The 16,575-nt window shown below is 75.5% G+C and carries 15 protein-coding genes and 1 pseudogene; 7 read left to right on the top strand and 9 right to left on the bottom strand.

From position 1 onward, the window contains the following. Positions 1-34: 34 nt before the first annotated feature. From ACYVOF_RS16720 to rlmB, 5 genes are all read left to right on the top strand, one after another. Entirely contained in the window at positions 35-523 is a 489-nt protein-coding gene (locus ACYVOF_RS16720) for a CarD family transcriptional regulator (RefSeq protein ID WP_460868412.1), read from the top strand. A gap of 59 nt (positions 524-582) precedes the next feature. Beyond that, complete coding sequence (ispD, locus tag ACYVOF_RS16715; protein WP_460868410.1) at positions 583-1,257, top strand: 2-C-methyl-D-erythritol 4-phosphate cytidylyltransferase; 675 nt, start codon at positions 583-585, stop codon at positions 1,255-1,257. Next, complete coding sequence (gene ispF / locus ACYVOF_RS16710) at positions 1,254-1,724, top strand: 2-C-methyl-D-erythritol 2,4-cyclodiphosphate synthase (protein ID WP_460868409.1); 471 nt, start codon at positions 1,254-1,256, stop codon at positions 1,722-1,724. The genes ispD and ispF overlap by 4 nt, the downstream gene beginning before the upstream one ends. 142 nt (positions 1,725-1,866) lie before the next feature. Continuing rightward, positions 1,867-3,264, top strand: a complete 1,398-nt coding sequence (gene cysS / locus ACYVOF_RS16705; RefSeq protein ID WP_460868407.1) for a cysteine--tRNA ligase — start codon at positions 1,867-1,869, stop codon at positions 3,262-3,264. Positions 3,265-3,267: 3 nt separating this feature from the next. Next, positions 3,268-4,248: a 23S rRNA (guanosine(2251)-2'-O)-methyltransferase RlmB gene (gene rlmB / locus ACYVOF_RS16700; protein WP_460868405.1), complete on the top strand. Its 981-nt coding sequence runs from the start codon at positions 3,268-3,270 to the stop codon at positions 4,246-4,248. 29 nt (positions 4,249-4,277) lie between these two features. Here the strand turns inward: rlmB and ACYVOF_RS16695 are convergent, their stop codons facing one another. The 4 genes from ACYVOF_RS16695 to ACYVOF_RS16680 all read right to left on the bottom strand — a co-directional run bounded on the left by ACYVOF_RS16695 (position 4,278) and on the right by ACYVOF_RS16680 (position 7,711). Further along, the gene (locus ACYVOF_RS16695; RefSeq protein ID WP_460868508.1) at positions 4,278-4,877 is read right to left on the bottom strand and encodes a DUF732 domain-containing protein; all 600 of its coding nucleotides are present in this window, start codon (positions 4,875-4,877) and stop codon (positions 4,278-4,280) included. A 64-nt stretch (positions 4,878-4,941) separates the two neighbouring features. Then, the gene (locus tag ACYVOF_RS16690; protein ID WP_460868506.1) at positions 4,942-5,877 is read right to left on the bottom strand and encodes a metal ABC transporter permease; all 936 of its coding nucleotides are present in this window, start codon (positions 5,875-5,877) and stop codon (positions 4,942-4,944) included. 11 nt (positions 5,878-5,888) lie between these two features. Continuing rightward, positions 5,889-6,731 carry a metal ABC transporter ATP-binding protein gene (locus ACYVOF_RS16685; RefSeq protein ID WP_460868504.1) on the bottom strand — a complete coding sequence of 281 codons (843 nt, stop codon included), beginning with the start codon at positions 6,729-6,731 and terminating at the stop codon, positions 5,889-5,891. Between the two features lie 29 nt (positions 6,732-6,760). Beyond that, positions 6,761-7,711 (bottom strand): metal ABC transporter solute-binding protein, Zn/Mn family, encoded by a 951-nt coding sequence (locus ACYVOF_RS16680; protein ID WP_460868403.1) that lies wholly within the window; start codon positions 7,709-7,711, stop codon positions 6,761-6,763. A 127-nt stretch (positions 7,712-7,838) separates the two neighbouring features. Here ACYVOF_RS16680 and ACYVOF_RS16675 point away from each other — a divergent pair, with 127 nt between their 5' ends. Beyond that, a complete protein-coding gene (locus tag ACYVOF_RS16675) occupies positions 7,839-8,951 on the top strand; it encodes a LacI family DNA-binding transcriptional regulator (RefSeq protein ID WP_460868402.1) in 1,113 nt (370 codons plus the stop codon). 78 nt (positions 8,952-9,029) lie between these two features. Here ACYVOF_RS16675 and otsB read toward each other — a convergent pair whose 3' ends face one another. Then, a complete protein-coding gene (gene otsB, locus ACYVOF_RS16670; RefSeq protein WP_460868400.1) occupies positions 9,030-11,582 on the bottom strand; it encodes a trehalose-phosphatase in 2,553 nt (850 codons plus the stop codon). A 132-nt stretch (positions 11,583-11,714) separates the two neighbouring features. Then, the gene (locus ACYVOF_RS16665; RefSeq protein ID WP_460868398.1) at positions 11,715-13,205 is read right to left on the bottom strand and encodes an alpha,alpha-trehalose-phosphate synthase (UDP-forming); all 1,491 of its coding nucleotides are present in this window, start codon (positions 13,203-13,205) and stop codon (positions 11,715-11,717) included. A gap of 190 nt (positions 13,206-13,395) precedes the next feature. Between ACYVOF_RS16665 and ACYVOF_RS16660 the strand changes: the two genes are divergently transcribed. Next, complete coding sequence (locus ACYVOF_RS16660; RefSeq protein ID WP_460868396.1) at positions 13,396-14,241, top strand: aldo/keto reductase; 846 nt, start codon at positions 13,396-13,398, stop codon at positions 14,239-14,241. Positions 14,242-14,358: 117 nt separating this feature from the next. Here ACYVOF_RS16660 and ACYVOF_RS16655 read toward each other — a convergent pair. The 3 genes and pseudogenes from ACYVOF_RS16655 to ACYVOF_RS16645 form a co-directional block, all read right to left on the bottom strand. Then, a pseudogene (locus ACYVOF_RS16655) lies at positions 14,359-15,795 on the bottom strand (alpha,alpha-trehalose-phosphate synthase (UDP-forming)); the annotation flags it as partial. A gap of 101 nt (positions 15,796-15,896) precedes the next feature. Continuing rightward, complete coding sequence (locus tag ACYVOF_RS16650) at positions 15,897-16,055, bottom strand: hypothetical protein (protein WP_460868394.1); 159 nt, start codon at positions 16,053-16,055, stop codon at positions 15,897-15,899. A 148-nt stretch (positions 16,056-16,203) separates the two neighbouring features. Next, complete coding sequence (locus ACYVOF_RS16645) at positions 16,204-16,515, bottom strand: WhiB family transcriptional regulator (protein WP_460868392.1); 312 nt, start codon at positions 16,513-16,515, stop codon at positions 16,204-16,206. Positions 16,516-16,575 lie beyond the last annotated feature (60 nt).

The following is a 16,575-nucleotide window of genomic DNA, read 5'->3' as shown; positions in this document are numbered from 1 at the left end:
TAGACTGGCCTCAGCGAAAGGGGCTGCGAGACACATGATTTTCAAGGTCGGAGAGACGGTCGTCTACCCCCACCACGGTGCGGCGTTGATCGAGGCGATCGAGACGCGCACCATCAAGGGTGAGGAGAAGGAGTACCTGGTCCTGCGGGTCGCCCAGGGCGACCTCACGGTCCGGGTGCCCTCGGACAACGCGGAGTACGTGGGCGTCCGGGACGTCGTGGGGCAGGAGGGCCTGGACAAGGTCTTCGAGGTCCTGCGGGCCCCGCACACGGAGGAGCCGACCAACTGGTCGCGCCGCTACAAGGCGAACCTCGAGAAGCTGGCCTCGGGTGACGTGAACAAGGTGGCCGAGGTCGTCCGCGACCTGTGGCGCCGCGAGCAGGACCGCGGCCTCTCGGCCGGGGAGAAGCGGATGCTCGCCAAGGCCCGCCAGATCCTGGTCGGCGAGCTGGCCCTGGCCGAGGGCACGGACGAGACCAAGGCCGAGCTCATGCTCGACGGGATCCTGGCCGAGGCCTCCTGACCGGCCTGCCCGCCACCGCGCGGGACACAGCTCCACCGAGCGCCACCACCCCCACCCGGGTGGTGGCGCTCGTCCCCGCTGCGGGCAGCGGCACCCGGCTCGGCGCCGGGGTGGCCAAGGCGTTCGTCGAGGTCGCGGGCACCAGCCTGCTGCGGCGCTGCGTCGACGGGCTGCACGCCAGCGGGGTCGTCGACGAGGTCGTGGTGGTCGTGCCTGCCGCCCTGGTCGACGACGCCACCGCGCTGCTGGGCCCGGGCGCGGTCGTGGTGGCCGGGGGTCTCGAGCGCTCGCACTCCGTCCGCGCCGGGCTGGCCCGCGCGCTCGCCGGGCCCGCGGTGCCCACCCACGTCCTGGTGCACGACGCCGCGCGGGCGCTGACCCCGCCCGCCGTGGTCGTCCGCGTCGTCGAGGCGTTGCGGGCCGGGGCGCAGGCCGTGGTGCCCGTGCTCCCCGTCGTCGACACCGTCAAGCGGGTCGACGCCACGGGGGCCGTGGTGTCCACCGTGGACCGCACCGAGCTGCGGGCGGTGCAGACCCCGCAGGGCTTCACCCGGGAGGCGCTCGTGGCCGCGCACGCCGACGACGCGCACGTGGCCACCGACGACGCCGGGCACGCCGAGCGCGTCGGGGTGGCGGTGGTGACCGTGGCCGGGGACCCGTTGGCGTTCAAGGTGACCACCCCGCTGGACCTGCTGCTCGCCGACGCCGTCCTCGCCGCGGCGGTGCGCGCGTGAGGGTCGGCATCGGCACCGACGTGCACCCCGTCGAGGTGGGTCGCGCGTGCTGGGTGGCGGGGCTGCACTTCCCGGACGACGACGGCTGCGCCGGGCACTCCGACGGCGACGTCGCCGCTCACGCGCTGTGCGACGCGCTGCTCTCCGCGGCCGGGCTCGGCGACCTCGGCTCGGTGTTCGGCACCGGGCGCCCGGAGTGGTCGGGGGCGTCGGGGGTGGCGCTGCTCGGCGAGGTGCACCGGCTGCTGGTCGGGGCGGGCTGGCAGGTGGGCAACGCGGCGGTGCAGGTCATCGGCAACCGTCCCAAGATCGGGCCGCGGCGGGCAGAGGCGCAGGACGTGCTCTCCGCGGCCGTGGGCGGGCCGGTGTCGGTGTCGGCGACGACGACCGACGGGCTCGGCCTGACCGGTCGCGGCGAGGGACTTGCGGCCGTGGCCACCGCGCTGCTGCTCCCGGCCGGCGCCTGACCCGGCGCCTCACCCACCGCGGCGGGCGCACTCTGCGGTGTGGGAGCACCCCCCGGGGCCGCGCGGGGCGCACTTCCCGGTGCCCGGACGGGGGCGGCGACGCGGCGGGGAGGCGAGCGCCCCGCCGGTAGCATGGCCCGTCGTGAGTCTGCACCTCGTCGACACCGCGACGCGCGAGCGCCGTGAGCTCGTGCCCGTCACCCCGGGACGCGTGTCGGTCTACCTGTGCGGCGCCACGGTGCAGGGGGTGCCCCACATCGGCCACGTGCGCAGCGGGGTCGCGTTCGACGTGCTGCGCCGCTGGCTGACCGCGCAGGGCGTCGACGTGCTGTTCGTCCGCAACGTCACCGACATCGACGACAAGATCCTGGCCAAGGCCGCCGAGGCGGGCCGTCCCTGGTGGGAGTGGGCCGCCACCCACGAACGCGCGTTCGACGACGCCTACGCTGCGCTCGGCGTGCTGCCGCCGTCGGTCTCCCCGCGGGCCACCGGCCACGTCACCCAGATGGTCGCGCTCATCGAGCGCCTGGTCGCCGCCGGGCACGCCTACGCCGCGGCGGGCGACGTGTACTTCGACGTCCGCTCCTTCCCCGCCTACGGGTCGCTGTCCGGGCAGAAGGTCGACGACGTCGCCCAGGGCGAGTCCGCCGGCGCGGGCAAGCGCGACCACCGCGACTTCACGCTGTGGAAGGCCGCCAAGCCCGGCGAGCCGAGCTGGCCCACGCCGTGGGGCGACGGCCGACCCGGCTGGCACCTGGAGTGCTCCGCGATGGCCGAGGCCTACCTGGGCGCCGAGTTCGACATCCACTGCGGCGGGCTCGACCTGGTCTTCCCCCATCACGAGAACGAGCTGGCCCAGAGCGTCGCGGCCGGCGACGGCTTCGCCCGCACCTGGCTGCACAACGGCTGGGTCACCCTGGGCGGGGAGAAGATGTCGAAGTCGCTGGGCAACGTGCTCAGCGTCCCCGCCGTGCTCGAGCGGGTCCGCCCGCAGGAGCTGCGCTACTACCTCGTCGCCGCCCACTACCGGTCCAGCATCGAGTTCACCGAGGCCTCGCTGCAGGAGGCCGCGGTCGCCTACCGGCGGCTCGAGGCGTTCCTCGCGCGGGTGGTCGACCGCACCGGGACCACCCCGGAGCCGGGCCCGTTCTGCGCCGACTTCACCGCCGCCATGGACGACGACCTGGGCGTGCCCGCGGCCCTGGCCGCGGTGCACGGCTGCGTGCGCGAGGGCAACACCGCGCTCGAGGCGGGCGAGCACGCCGCCGCGCTGGGGGCGGCGGGCAGCGTGCGGGCGATGCTCGACGTGCTCGGCCTCGACCCGCTCGCCGCCCCGTGGGCGGGCGCCGGTGACCACGGCGCCGAGCACGACGCGCTGGCCGCGCTGGTGGCCGCCCAGCTCGAGGAGCGGGCCGCCGCCCGCGCGGTGAAGGACTTCGCGACGGCCGACGCCGTGCGGGACCGGTTGTCCGCGGCGGGCATCGACATCACCGACACCCCCGACGGTCCGGAGTGGACCGTCACCCCGACGGACGGATAGCTCATGGCCGGCAACTCACGCAGGCGCGGCGCGGTCCGCAAGGCGACGACCAAGAAGGGTCCGGTCGTCGGCTCGGGAGGGGTGCGGCGCCGCGGGCTCGAGGCGCGGGGCGCGACCCCGCCCAAGGAGCAGCGCACCTACCACCCGGCGGCAAAGCGGGCCCGCAAGGCCGCCGCGGGCTCGGGCGCGCCCACGCGCAGCAGCCGGCCCGCCGGGGCGAAGGCGGCCGAGGGCCCGGAGGTGGTGCTGGGCCGCAACCCCGTCGTGGAGTGCCTGCGCGCCGGGGTGCCCGCCACGGCGCTCTACGTCGCCGTCGGCACCGAGTCCGACGAGCGGCTCGACGAGGCCGTCCGGTACGCCTCGGAGCACTCCATCGCCATCCTCGAGGTGCCCCGCACCGACCTCGACCGCATGAGCGCCAACAAGATGCACCAGGGCGTGGCGCTGCAGGTCCCGGCCTACACCTACGCCCACCCGGACGACCTGCTGTCCCGGGCGCGACGCTCCGGCACCGCCCCGCTGGTGGTCGCGCTGGACAACATCACCGACCCCCGCAACCTCGGGGCCGTCATCCGCTCGGTGTCGGCCTTCGGCGGGCACGGCGTGCTGATCCCGCAGCGGCGCAGCGCGAGCGTCTCCGCCGTCGCGTGGCGCACCAGCGCGGGCACCGCCGCGCGGCTCCCGGTGGCCCGGGCGGTGAACCTGACGCGGGCGCTCAAGGACTACGCCGCGGCCGGGCTGCAGGTCGTCGGGCTCGACGCGGCCGGCCCCACCACCACCGACGACCTGGCCGCGACGGGCCTGGCCACCGGACCGCTCGTGGTGGTCGTCGGCTCGGAGGGCAAGGGCCTGTCCCGCCTCGTCGCCGAGACCTGCGACACCACCGTCGGCATCCCCATGGCGGGGCCGGTCGAGAGCCTCAACGCCTCGGTGGCCGCCGGGGTCGTGCTGGCCGAGGTCGCCCGGCTGCGCCGCCTGGGCTGAGCCGACGCGGCTGGCCAGCGGGGAGCCTGCTAGCAGTAGGTGCGCTGCGCCGAGCTGAGCATCACGTCGGCCACCTGCTCCGCGCTGAGCGGGGAGATGGAGCGGTAGAGCTCGCCGACGCCGAGGAGCTGGCTGCGCACCTCGTCCGGGCTCGCCCCGTCGGCCAGCGACGCACAGATGACGGGCGCGTACTGCCCGATGAACACGTCGGCGGGCCCGGCCGGGATGCCGCCCGCGTGCAGCGCGTCGAGGAACGACTGGCCCTTGGCCGGGTCCACCTCGGCGATCTGCGGGACGCTGCCGGGGTCGGTGGCGCCCGGGGCCGTGCCGCCGTCGCCGCCCGTGGTCGGCAGGCCCGGCGGGATCGTCAGCCCGGGGGCCGGCGGCGGGGTGGCGGCGCCGACCGACCCGCTGGGTGCGCCCGCGCCGGAGGACGGTGCGCCCGAGGTGGGCGGCGCGCTCGAGGTCGGGGTCGCCGACGCGCTCGACGCACCGCTCGACGACGGGGCGGTGCTGCCGGAGGTGGTCGCCGCCGTCGAGCTCGCCTCGTCGGACCCGCCGCACGCGGCGGTCAGGGCCAGCACGGCGCCGGCGGCGAGGACGAGGGGGCGGGACGCTCGACGGGTCATCACCGTGCCGATGGTGCCAGAGACCACAGCGGCCCCGCGGGCGAACCGGACGCAGCGGGCACCCTCACGGCCCGACGGCCTCCGGCACCCGACGGCCCGCCCCGGGGACCCCGCGGCCGTCCCCGGAGCGCGCGCGGACCGCGCCGACCCCCCGGCAGACGAGGTAGATGGCGAACGAGATGGCGGTGACGAACGTCGAGACGGGCACCCCCGGGGCCAGGGACAGCACGATGCCGCCGACCACCGAGACCTCCGCGAAGAGCACCGCCAGCACGGTCGCGCGCCACGGGCTGGCCGTCACCCGCGCGGCGGCCGCGGCCGGGGTGATGAGCAGCGAGAGCACCAGCAGCGCCCCGACGATCTGCACGCCGAGGGCGGCGGCGACCCCGACGAGGACGGCGAAGACGATGCTCAGCGCCCGCACCGGCACCCCGCGGGCCACCGCGACGTCGGGGTCGGAGCTGGCGAACAGCAGCGGCCGGTGGATGAGGACGAGGACCACGACGACGGCGGCCGAGAGCCACGCCAGCAGGGTCAGCCCGCCGGAGTCGACCCCGACGATCTGGCCGACGAGCAGGGAGAACTTGTTCGACGCCCGGCCCGGGTAGAGCCACAGGAACAGCACCGACAGCCCGAGGCCGAAGCTCATCACCGCGCCGATGACGGAGTCGCGCTCCCGGGCCCGCGAGCCCAGCAGGCCGAACAGCACCGCGGCCAGCACCGAGCCGAGGATGGCGCCGGTGCCCACGCCGACGCCGACCAGCAGCGCCGCCGAGGCCCCGGTCAGCGAGAGCTCGGAGGTGCCGTGGACGGCGAAGGACATCTGCCTGCTCACGATGATCGGACCCAGGGCGCCGGCCAGCAGGCCCAGCAGCGCGGCCGCCAGCAGCGCCTGCTGGACGAACCCGCGGCCGAGCAGGTCGGCGGTGGTGGCGACGTCGGTCACCTGGGAGAACAGCTGGCCCAGCTTGTCCCCGGCCGTCGGGGTGTCCGCGGCCAGCAGCAGGCTGCTCACGAGACCCGTCCGGCGAGCCCGGCCCCGGGGGCGTGCGGGGCGGCGTGGCAGTGCTCGCCGAGCGGGGTGCCCACCGCGTCGGCCGCGTCCCCGCTGCCGACGACCACGAGCCGGCCGCGGACGCGCAGCACGTCGACCGGGGCGCGGTAGAGGTCGGTGAGCACCTCGGTGGTCATCACCTCCTCGGGCGGGCCGATGCGGAAGCGGCCGTCGACGAGGTAGAGCACCCGGTCCACCAGCGGCAGGACCGGGTTGATCTCGTGGGTGACGAAGAGGACGGCGGTGCCGGCCTCCCGGCGGCGGGCGTCGATGAGCCCGGCCACGGTCTGCTGGTGGGCCAGGTCGAGGCTGAGCAGCGGCTCGTCGCAGAGCAGCACCTCGGGGGAGCCGACCAGGGCCTGCGCCACGCGCAGCCGCTGCTGCTCGCCGCCGGAGAGCCGACCGACGGGGGCGTCGGCCAGGTGGGTGGCCCCGACCGAGGCCAGCGCGGCGTCGACGTCGGCGCGGCGCCGGCCGCGGCCGCGCAGGCCGGGACCCCAGCGGTGCCCGTCGAGGCCGAAGCCGACCAGGTCGCGGCCGCGCAGGGTGAGCCCCTCGTCGATCGCCTTCTGCTGCGGGACGTAACCCACCCCCGGGGTGCCGGCGCGGGCGGCGCGCCCGACGACCTCGGCCGTGCCCGCGGAGAGCCCCAGCTGGCCCAGCAGCACCTTGAGCAGGCTCGTCTTGCCCGAGCCGTTGGGCCCCAGCACGGCGAGGAACTCCCCGCGGGCGACGGACAGGTCCAGCTGCGACCACAGGGTGCGCTCACCGAGGTCGAGCCGGCCCCCGCGGACCTGCACCGGGTCCCCGCTGCGCCCGGCGGGGCGGGTCACGGCTGGGTGCTCACGTCGACCCCGAGGGCCGTGGCCAGGGCGTCGACCTGGGACTTCATCCACGCCACCCAGCCGGCGGTCCCGGCGGGCAGCGTCTCGGTCACCCCCACCACGGGCACGCCGGCCGACTGCGCGGCGCTGCGGACCCGCTCGGTCACCGGGCTCTCGGTCTGGGTGTTGTCGACCAGGGCGGCGACCCGCTTCGCGGACAGCAGGTCGGTGGTGGCCGCGACGGCGGCCGCGGGCGGGTCGGTCTCGTCCTCGACCGCTCGCAGGAAGTCGGTGGGGGTGGCGTCGACGACCCCGGCGGCGTCGAGGAGGTAGTGCGCGACCGGCTCGGTCTGGGCCACCTGCGTGCCGCTGCGCTGCGACCGGATGCGCTCGGTCGTGGCCGCGACCTGCTTGGACCCCTCGGTGAAGCGGGCGACGTTGGCGGTGAAGGTGCCCGCGTCGGCGGGGTCGAGCCGACCCAGCTCCTCGGCGATGCGGGCGGCGACCCCGTTGACGGTGGCGACGTCGTAGAACACGTGCTCGTTGTCGTCCGTCGGCTCCGTGCCGGTGGCCGCGTGGACGTCGGTCGCGGTGACGACGGCCTTCTCCCCGGACCCGGTGCTCGACAGCACGTCGGTGACGTAGGGGTCGTACCCGCCGCCGTTGACCACGACGAGGTCGGCGTCGGCCACGGCGGCGGCGTCGCTCGGGCTGGCCTCGTAGGAGTGCGGGTCGGCCCCCGGGTCGCTGACGATGCTGCTCACCCGCACACGGTCGCCGAGGCCGAACGCGACGGCCTGCGCGACGCTGCCCCACACGTCGGTGGAGGCGACCACCGAGAGGGTGCCGGTGGGGGCGTCGGCGGCGGTGGTGCCCCCGGCGCAGCCGGCGAGCACGAGGCAGGTGGCGGCGCCGGTGGCGGCGAGCGCGGCGAGGCGGGGGGTCGGGCGGGTCACGGTGGTCGCTCCTGGGGTCGGGACGGGGGCCGCTCAGACTGTAATGGAAACCGTTGTCATCGTCAGGTGAGGGGTGGCGGGGCCGTCACCAGGGCTCCTGTCCCCCCTTGACCGATACCGTGGGCGCATGGCACGACCACCGGGGTCCCGACGGCCCGCCACCCTCGCCTCCCTCGCCGCCGAGCTGAAGGTGTCGCGGACGACGGTGTCCAACGCCTACAACCGGCCCGACCAGCTCTCCCCGGCGCTGCGCGAGCGGGTGCTGGCCGAGGCCAAGCGGCTCGGCTACCCCGGCCCGGACCCGGTGGCCCGGTCGCTGCGCACCCGCCGCGCCGGCGCCGTCGGCCTGCTGCTCAGCGAGGCGCTGACCTACGCGTTCCGCGACCCGGCGGCGGTGCAGTTCCTGGCCGGGCTGTCCGAGGCGTGCGAGGACGCCGGGCAGGGCCTGCTGCTGGTGCCCGCGCACCCGAGCCGCGACGCCGACGAGGTCTCCACCGCGGTCCGCTCGGCCGGCGTCGACGGCTTCGTCGTGTACTCCGTGGCCGGGGACGACCCCAACCTGCAGGCGGTGCTCGACCGGCCCGTGCCCACCGTGCTGTGCGACCAGCCCCGCGACGTGCCCGGGGTGGACCGCGTCGGGGTGGACGACCGGGCGGCGATGCGCGGCATCACCGAGCACCTGCTGGGCCTGGGCCACCGCCGCATCGCCGTGCTCTGCATGCGGCTGGGCCGCGACCGCCACGACGGGCTGGTCGACGAGGCGCGGTGGCGGCGGGCGACCTTCCACGTGCAGCGCGAGCGGCTGCTGGGGGTGGCCGACGCCTTGGAGACGGTGGGCGTGCCCATGAGCGGGGTGCGCGTCGTCGAGCGCTTCGACCACCTGGAGAGCGCCGGGCGCTCGGCCGCGGCGCAGGCCCTCGACGCCGACCCGGGGGTGACGGCGCTGGTCTGCACCACCGACGTGCTCGCCGCCGGGGCGCTGGCCGAGGCGCGCGAGCGGCACCTCGACGTGCCCGGGCGGCTGTCGGTGACGGGCTTCGACGGCGTGGACGAGGCCCTGCGGTCCGGGCTGACGACCGTGCGCCAGCCGGTGGAGGACAAGGGCCGCGAGGCCGGCCGGCTGCTGGTCACCCGGCCGCAGGCCGGCGAGCCCCGCACCACCGTGCTCCCCACCGAGCTGGTCGTGGGCACCACCACGGGCCCCGCCGTCGAGCAGCAGGCCTGGTTCTCCGGCCTCTGACTCGCATGTCGCGGGCTACCTGTCGCCGACCCCCGGGGGGGTCGTGCGCAGGAAGCCCGCTACCTGCGCGAGGGGCGGTCAGCCGGCGTCGGCGGCGAGGAGCTGGGCGCAGCGGATGAGCCCGATGTGGGAGTACGCCTGCGGGTGGTTGCCCAGCGAGCGCTCCGCCACCGGGTCGTACTCCTCGGCCAGCAGCCCCGTCGGCCCCGCCGCGTCGACGATCTGGGCGAACAGCGCCTCCGCCTGCGAGCGCCGCCCGGTGAGCAGGTAGGCCTCGACCAGCCACGCCGCGCACAGGTGGAAGCCGCCCTCGCCGCCGGGCAGGCCGTCGTCGTGGTGGTAGCGGTACACCGTCGACCCGCTGCGCAGCTCGCGCTCGGTCGCGGTGACGGTGGCGGCGAAGCGCTCGTCCGTCGGGTCGACCAGCCCGTGCAGGCCGATGTGCAGGGTCGCGGCGTCGAGGTCGGTGCCGTCGTAGGCGGCGGTGTAGGACTGCGCGTCCTCGCTCCAGCCGCGCTCGGTGACCTGCCGGGCGATGACGTCGCGCAGCACCGGCCAGCCCAGCGCGGCCTCCCGGCCGTAGCGCTCCGCCAGCTCCAGCCCACGCTGGACGGTCAGCCAACACATCACCTTGGAGTAGACGTGGTGCCGCGGCGCCCCGCGGATCTCCCAGATGCCGTTGTCCGGCTCGGCCCAGCGGCGGTCGACCGCGGACACCATGGCCTGCACCAGGTCCCAGTCCTCGTCGCGCAGCGGCTGCGGGTCGCCGGCCGCGGCGCGGGCGTCGGCCAGGGTGGCCACCAGGTCGACGACGGGGCCGAACACGTCGAGCTGCACCTGCTGGTTGGCCGCGTTGCCCACCCGCACCGGCCGCGAGCCGGCGTAGCCGGGCAGCGAGTCGATGACGGCCTCGGGCGGCAGCCCGCCCCCGGCCAGGGTGTAGAGCGGGTGCAGCCGCTCCGGCCCCGGCAGCGTCTCCAGCACGCCGTGCACCCAGGCGAGGAAGCCCTCGGCCTCGGCGGTCGAGCCGGTGGTCACCAGCCCCTGCGCGGTCAGCGCCGCGTCGCGCAGCCAGCAGTAGCGGTAGTCCCAGTTGCGGACCCCGCCGATCTCCTCGGGCAGCGACGTGGTGGCCGCGGCCATGATGGCGCCGGACTCGGCGTGCACCAGCCCGCGCAGGGTGAGCGCCGATCGCTTGACGAGGTCGCGCTTGAGGCCGGGCAGCTCCAGCCCCGCGGCCCAGTCGTGCCAGTAGGCCTCGGCGCGGGCCCGGCGCTCCGGCTCGGCCACGGCGTGCGGGCCGAGGTCGTCGGTGCCGCAGCGCAGCTCGAGCACCACGTCGCCCTGCGCGGGCTCGACGACGGCGGTGGCCGACTCCTGCACCCCGTCGGAGACGATCTCCCAGGTGACGCCGGGGGAGCGCAGCACCACCGGGTCGTTGTGGCCGATGACGCGCAGCCCGTCGGCCTCGGCGACCAGGCGCACCGAGACCTGCCCGAACTCCGGGCGGGGGGCGAAGGTGAGGCGGGCCGCGGCCGTCCCGGAGACCACCCGGGTCAGCCGGGTCTCCCCGGGGCCGACCTCGTGGCACAGGTAGTCGGTGACGAGCAGGCTGGCCCAGCGGGTCTCGACGGTCATGGTGGAGTCGACGTAGCGCTGCGAGAGCGGCAGCGCCTCGCGCACCGGGCCGACGGCGAAGTGCCCGGCCGACGGGCCGCCCAGCAGCTCGGCGAACACCGCGGCCGAGTCGGGGCCGGGGTGGCACAGCCAGCACAGCGACGCCTCCGGGGTCAGCAGCGCGACCTGGTCCGGGCTGGCGAGCATGGTGAGCCGCTCGATGGGCGGGGCGTCCTCGCCGAGCAGCCAGGTGCGCCGCTCCTCGAGCAGGAACGCCAGCACGGTCGCCACGTCCTGCGGCGAGCCCACGCGGAACAGCGCCTCGGAGGTCCCGTCGCCGACCTTGATGCCCAGGTCGGGCCCGTGCAGCCGGCGGAAGGCCTTCTCGTCGGTGACGTCGTCGCCCAGGAACACCGCGGCGCTCACCCCGTCGGAGTGGCGCAGCACGTCCAGCGCGTAGCCCTTGTCGGTGGAGATGACGGCCAGCTCGATGACCGCCTTGCCCTCCGTCACCTGCACGCCCTCGCGGGCGGCGGGGCCCTGCCGGACGGCATCGACCACCTCGGCGGCCAGGTCGGCGGAGGCGTTGCGCAGGTGCACCGCGACGCTGGCGGGCTTGAGCTCCAGGCTGACGCCGGACCGGCCGCCCACGATGGCCCGGCACTCGTCGCTGATGGAGTGCAGCAGCTCGGTGGCCGCGTCACCGAGCGAGGTGACGAAGCCGGCGTCGAACTCCGAGCCGTGGCTGCCGACGAGCTGCACCTCGCTGGGCAGCCGCGAGAGCGTGGCCAGGTCGCGCAGCGCGCGCCCGGAGATGACGGCGGCGCTGGTGGCGGGCAGGGTGGCCAGCCCGCGCATGGCGCGCACCGACTCGGGCAGCGGCCGCGCGGCGGTGGGGTCGTCGACGATCGGCGCCATCGTCCCGTCGTAGTCCGAGGCGACGAGCAGGCGCGGCACGCGGGCGACGGCCACCAGCGCACGGCGCAGCTCGAGGGGCAGGTCTTCGGCGCTCACGGGGACCCTCTCGGGACGGGTGGGGCGTCGGCCCGGACCGGGCGGGGCAGCACGGGCGGGACAGCGCTGGGGGCCAGCACTGGCGACGCGGGGCCGACGGGCACGCCGACGGTGGCAGGACCGCGGTGCAGTCTACGACCCGTCCGCGGCCCCTCCCGGCGCACCCGAGTCCGCACCCGGGTCGTGGGGCCGTGGCCCGGGGGCGGACTCGGCCAGGGTGGCGAGGAAGCCCGCGGCCCAGCCGTCGAGGTCGTGGGTGCGGACCTGGCGGTGCAGCCCGCGCATCCGGGCCCGCGCCGCCCGGCGGGGCTCGGTGGCGGCTGCGACCACCGCGTCGGCGACGCCGTCGACGTCGTGCGGGTTGACCAGGTGGGCGCCCGCCAGCTCGGTCGCGGCCCCGGCGAACTCGCTGAGCACCAGCGCGCCGCCCAGGTCGGCCCGGGCGGCGACGAACTCCTTCGCGACCAGGTTCATCCCGTCGCGCAGGGCGGTGACGAGCATGACGTCGGCGGCGAGCAGGAAGGCGACCAGCTCGGCGCGGGGCACGGTGCGGTGCACGTGGTGCACCACGGTGCGGGTGACGGTGCCGAGCTCGCCGTTGATGCTGGCGACGTGGCGCTCGGTCTCCTCCCGGGTGCGGGCGTAGGCCTCGACGCGCTCCCGGCTGGGGGTGGTGAGCTGCACGACGGTGGTGGTGGCCGGGTCGAGCCGGCCGGAGCGCAGCAGCTCCTCCAGCGCGGTGAGCCGCACCCCGAGGCCCTTGGTGTAGTCGAGCCGGTCCACGCCCAGGAGCAGCGTGCGCGGGTCGCCCAGCTCGTGGCGGATCTGCCGGGCGCGGGCCCGCACGCCCGGGTCGGTGGTCATCGCGTCGAGCGCGGCGACGTCGACGGAGATGGGGAAGGCGCCCACCCGCACGCTGCGGAACCCCACCCGCACCACCCCGGGCCGGGAGCGCACGCCCACCCCGCGGGTGGTGGCCTGGTGCCCGGTCAGCCGGGCGGCGAGCTGCAGGAAGTTCCGGGCGCCCTCGGGCAGCTGGAAGCCGACCAGGTCCGCCCCCAGCAGCCCCTCGACGACCTCGGTGCGCCACGGCAGCTGCAGGAACAGCTCGACCGGGGGGAAGGGGATGTGCAGGAAGAAGCCGATGACCAGGTCGGGCCGCAGCATCCGCAGCATCTTGGGCACCAGCTGCAGCTGGTAGTCCTGCACCCACACCGTGGCGCCCGGCGCGGCGACCGCGGCGGTGGCCTCGGCGAAGCGTCGGTTCACCTCGACGTGGCCGTGCCAGAAGTGCCTGCGGAACTCGGGGGCGTGGATCGCGTCGTGGTAGAGCGGCCACAGCGTGGTGTTGGCGAAGCCCTCCCAGTGGTCGTCGACGTCGGCCTGCGAGAAGGGCACCGGGTGCAGCCGCAGGCCCTCGACCAGCTGCGGCTCGGCGGTGCCGTCGACGCTGCCGTCCCAGCCGACCCACGCGCCGTCCCGCGCCCGCAGCACCGGCTCGAGCGCGTTGACCATGCCGCCGGGGGTGCGCCGCCACGTGGTCGTGCCGTCCTCGCCCGGCACCAGGTCGACGGGCAGCCGGTTGGCGACCAGGACGAACCCGGCACTCCCGACGGCGGTCATCACCGTTGACCGTAGCGGGGTCGGCCGTCGTCGGGCGGCAGCCGCACGGTCGTCCTACGTTCGGATCACCGGGGGCGGAACAAAGCCCCCCGGCCCACCGGTTCCCCTGGGTACGACCGCGCGCCGCGACGCACCGCGTCGCCGTCCGCAGCGGCTCACCAGGACCCCGATCGAGAGGACGCAACACCCCATGGCAGTCCCCACCGTCAGCCTCAACTCCGGCACGACCATCCCGCAGCTCGGGTTCGGCGTGTTCCAGATCGACCCGTCCGACACCGAGAAGGCCGTGCTCACCGCTTTCGAGGCCGGCTACCGCCACATCGACACCGCGCAGATGTACGGCAACGAGGCCGAGGTCGGCAAGGCCATCGCCGCTTCCGGGCTCGACCGCTCCGAGCTGTTCATCACCTCGAAGCTGAACAACGGCTTCCACGAGCCGGACAAGGCCCGGGCCGCGCTGGACGAGTCGCTGCAGAAGCTGGGCCTCGAGCAGCTCGACCTGTTCCTCATCCACTGGCCGCTGCCGACGAAGTACGACGGCGACTACGTCTCCACCTGGAACGTGCTGGCCGAGGCGTACCGCTCCGGCAAGCTCGCCGCCGCGGGCGTGTCCAACTTCCAGGTCGAGCACCTCGAGCGCCTCGCGAAGGAGACCGACCTGGTCCCCGCCGTGAACCAGGTGGAGGTGCACCCCTACTTCCACAACGACGCGGTGCGCAGCTACGGCTCCGAGCACGGCATCGCCACCGAGGCGTGGTCCCCGATCGCGCAGGGCAAGGTGCTCGACGACCCGACGCTGACGCAGATCGCCGAGCGCGTGGGCAAGTCGACCGCGCAGGTCACCCTGGCCTGGCACCTGAAGCGGGGCGACATCATCTTCCCGAAGTCGACGACGCCGGAGCGCGTCCGCGAGAACTTCGACATCTTCGACATCTCGCTGACCGACGCCGACATGAGCGCCATCGAGGGTCTGGACCAGGGCGAGGACGGCCGCACCGGCCCCAACCCCGACACGTTCGACATGATCCCCGACTGACGGTCCCCACCGGCAGGTAGCAGGCTTCCCGCCCTCCCAGGAACGTCCGGGGGGTTGGAAGCCTGCTGTCTGCCCCCGGGAGGGCTAGGAGGCCGCGTCCTCGGCGAGCTGCGGGTCGAGCGCGTCGAGGAACGAGCGGGCCCAGCGGTCCACGTCGTGGGTCATCACCTGGCGGCGCATCGCCTTCATCCGGCGCCGGCCCTCCTCGGGCTCCTGCTCCAGCGCGCTGATCATCGCGTCCTTGACCCCGTCGAGGTCGTGCGGGTTGACCAGGTAGGCCTGGCGCAGCTCGGCGGCGGCCCCGGCGAACTCGCTGAGCACCAGCGCCCCGCCGTTGTCGGCGCGGCAGGCCACGTACTCCTTGGCCACCAGGTTCATCCCGTCGCGCACCGGGGTCACGAGCATGACGTCCGCGGCGACGTAGAAGGCGGCCAGCTCGTCCTTGGGCACCGGCTGGTGCAGGTAGTTCACGACCGGCCGGGCGAAGCTGCCGTGCTCGCCGTTGATCCGGCCCACCGCGCGCTCGATGCCCTCGCGCATGCGGATGTAGTGGTCCACCCGCTCCCGGCTGGGGGTGGCCAGCTGGATGAGCACCGTGTCCTCCGGCGCCACGCGGCCCTCGGTGAGCAGCTCCCCGAGCGCGTAGAGCCGGACGTCGATGCCCTTGGTGTAGTCGAGCCGGTCGACGCCCAGCATGATCCGGGCCGGGTTGCCCAGCTCTTCGCGGATCTCCCTCGCACGCTGCTGCACGGCCTCGGAGCGGGCCAGCGCGTCGAGCCCGGCGGAGTCGATGGAGATGGGGAACGCGCCCACCCGCACGGTGCGGTCGTCGACCTGCACCGTGCCCGGCTTGGAGCGCACCCCGACCGCCGCGCGGCTGGCGGGCTGGCCGGCCAGGCGGCGGGACAGGTAGAGGAAGTTCTGCGCCCCGCCGGGCAGGTGGAACCCGATGAGGTCGGCGCCGAGCAGGCCCTCGACGATCTCGGTGCGCCACGGCAGCTGCATGAACAGCTCGACCGGGGGGAACGGGATGTGCAGGAAGAACCCGATCGTCAGGTCGGGGCGCAGCTCGCGCAGGTACCGCGGCACGAGCTGGAGCTGGTAGTCCTGCACCCACACGGTGGCGCCGCGGGCGGCGACCCGGGCGGTGTGCTCGGCGAAGCGGCGGTTGACGGTGACGTAGGCGTTCCACCAGTGCCGGTGGAACGCCGGGGTCGCGACGACGTCGTGGTACAGCGGCCACAGGGTGCCGTTGGAGAAGCCCTCGTAGTAGTCCTCGACCTCGTCGGCGGAGAGCGGGACGGGGTGCAGGGTGATGCCGTCGGACTCGAACGGGTCCAGCTCGTCGCCCTCGACGTCGGGAACCCCGGGCCAGCCCACCCAGGCGCCGGCCTCGGCCTGCAGGATGGGCTCCAGCGCGGTCACCAGGCCGCCGGGGCTGCGCTTCCAGCGGGTCCCGCCGTCGGGCAGCCGCTCGAGGTCGACGGGCAGCCGGTTGGCGACGACGACGAAGTCCGCGCCGTCGGCCGGGGGTGCAGGTACTGCATCGGGCACGAGCGGGCACCTCGCTGCTGGGGGGCGGTGATCAACCCCGACCCTAGTGCGCCGCCGGGGGGCCGCACCGGACGGCGAGGCGGCGCCCGGGCCGTGCGCGGTCAGGCAGCGGTGAGGGGGGAGATGCCGAGCATGTCGAGCAGCATCCGGCACTCGTCGGCGTCGGTCGCGTAGGCGGCGACGACGCGCTGCGCCTTGCGGGCGGTCTCGTTGTTGACCGCCTCGACCTCGTCGGGGTCGGGGGCTTGTGAGTCGGCCACGGGCCACGCTCCTCGGTGCTGGGTCGACGGTCCTGGGGGTCGTCGGTGGTGGTCAGTGTGCCCCACCCCGGGGCCCGCACCGGACGCCCGAGCGGCTTTCCCAGGGAGTTCTCAGCCTGGGGGCGGGGCCGGCCCGGCCCCGCCCGTCCTAGTCGTCGCCGCCGAGCGTGCGGGGGCCCAGCCGGCGCCGCTCGGTGAGGATGTGGCGCCGCTCGCCCTCGCCGAGCCCGCCCCACACCCCGTAGGGCTCGCGGACGGCCAGGGCGTGCTCGCGGCAGCGCTCGAGCACCTCGCAGCCGGCGCAGACGCGCTTGGCGCCCGCCTCGCGGCGCTCGCGGTCCGAGCCGCGCTCGTTCTCGGGGTGGAAGAAGCGCGCCTCCTCCACCCCGCGGCAGGCTCCGAGCTGCTGCCACTGCCACTCGTGGCCGCCGTCGTAGTGCAGCCGTGCGACGTTCGTCATGCCACCTCCCCGGGGTGCTGCGCGGCCCGACCCGTCCGTTGTGAACGGCGTCACAGCCCG

This window comes from Rhodococcus aerolatus, assembly GCF_054783215.1.
This window is presented reverse-complemented; position numbering and strand designations above follow the sequence as displayed.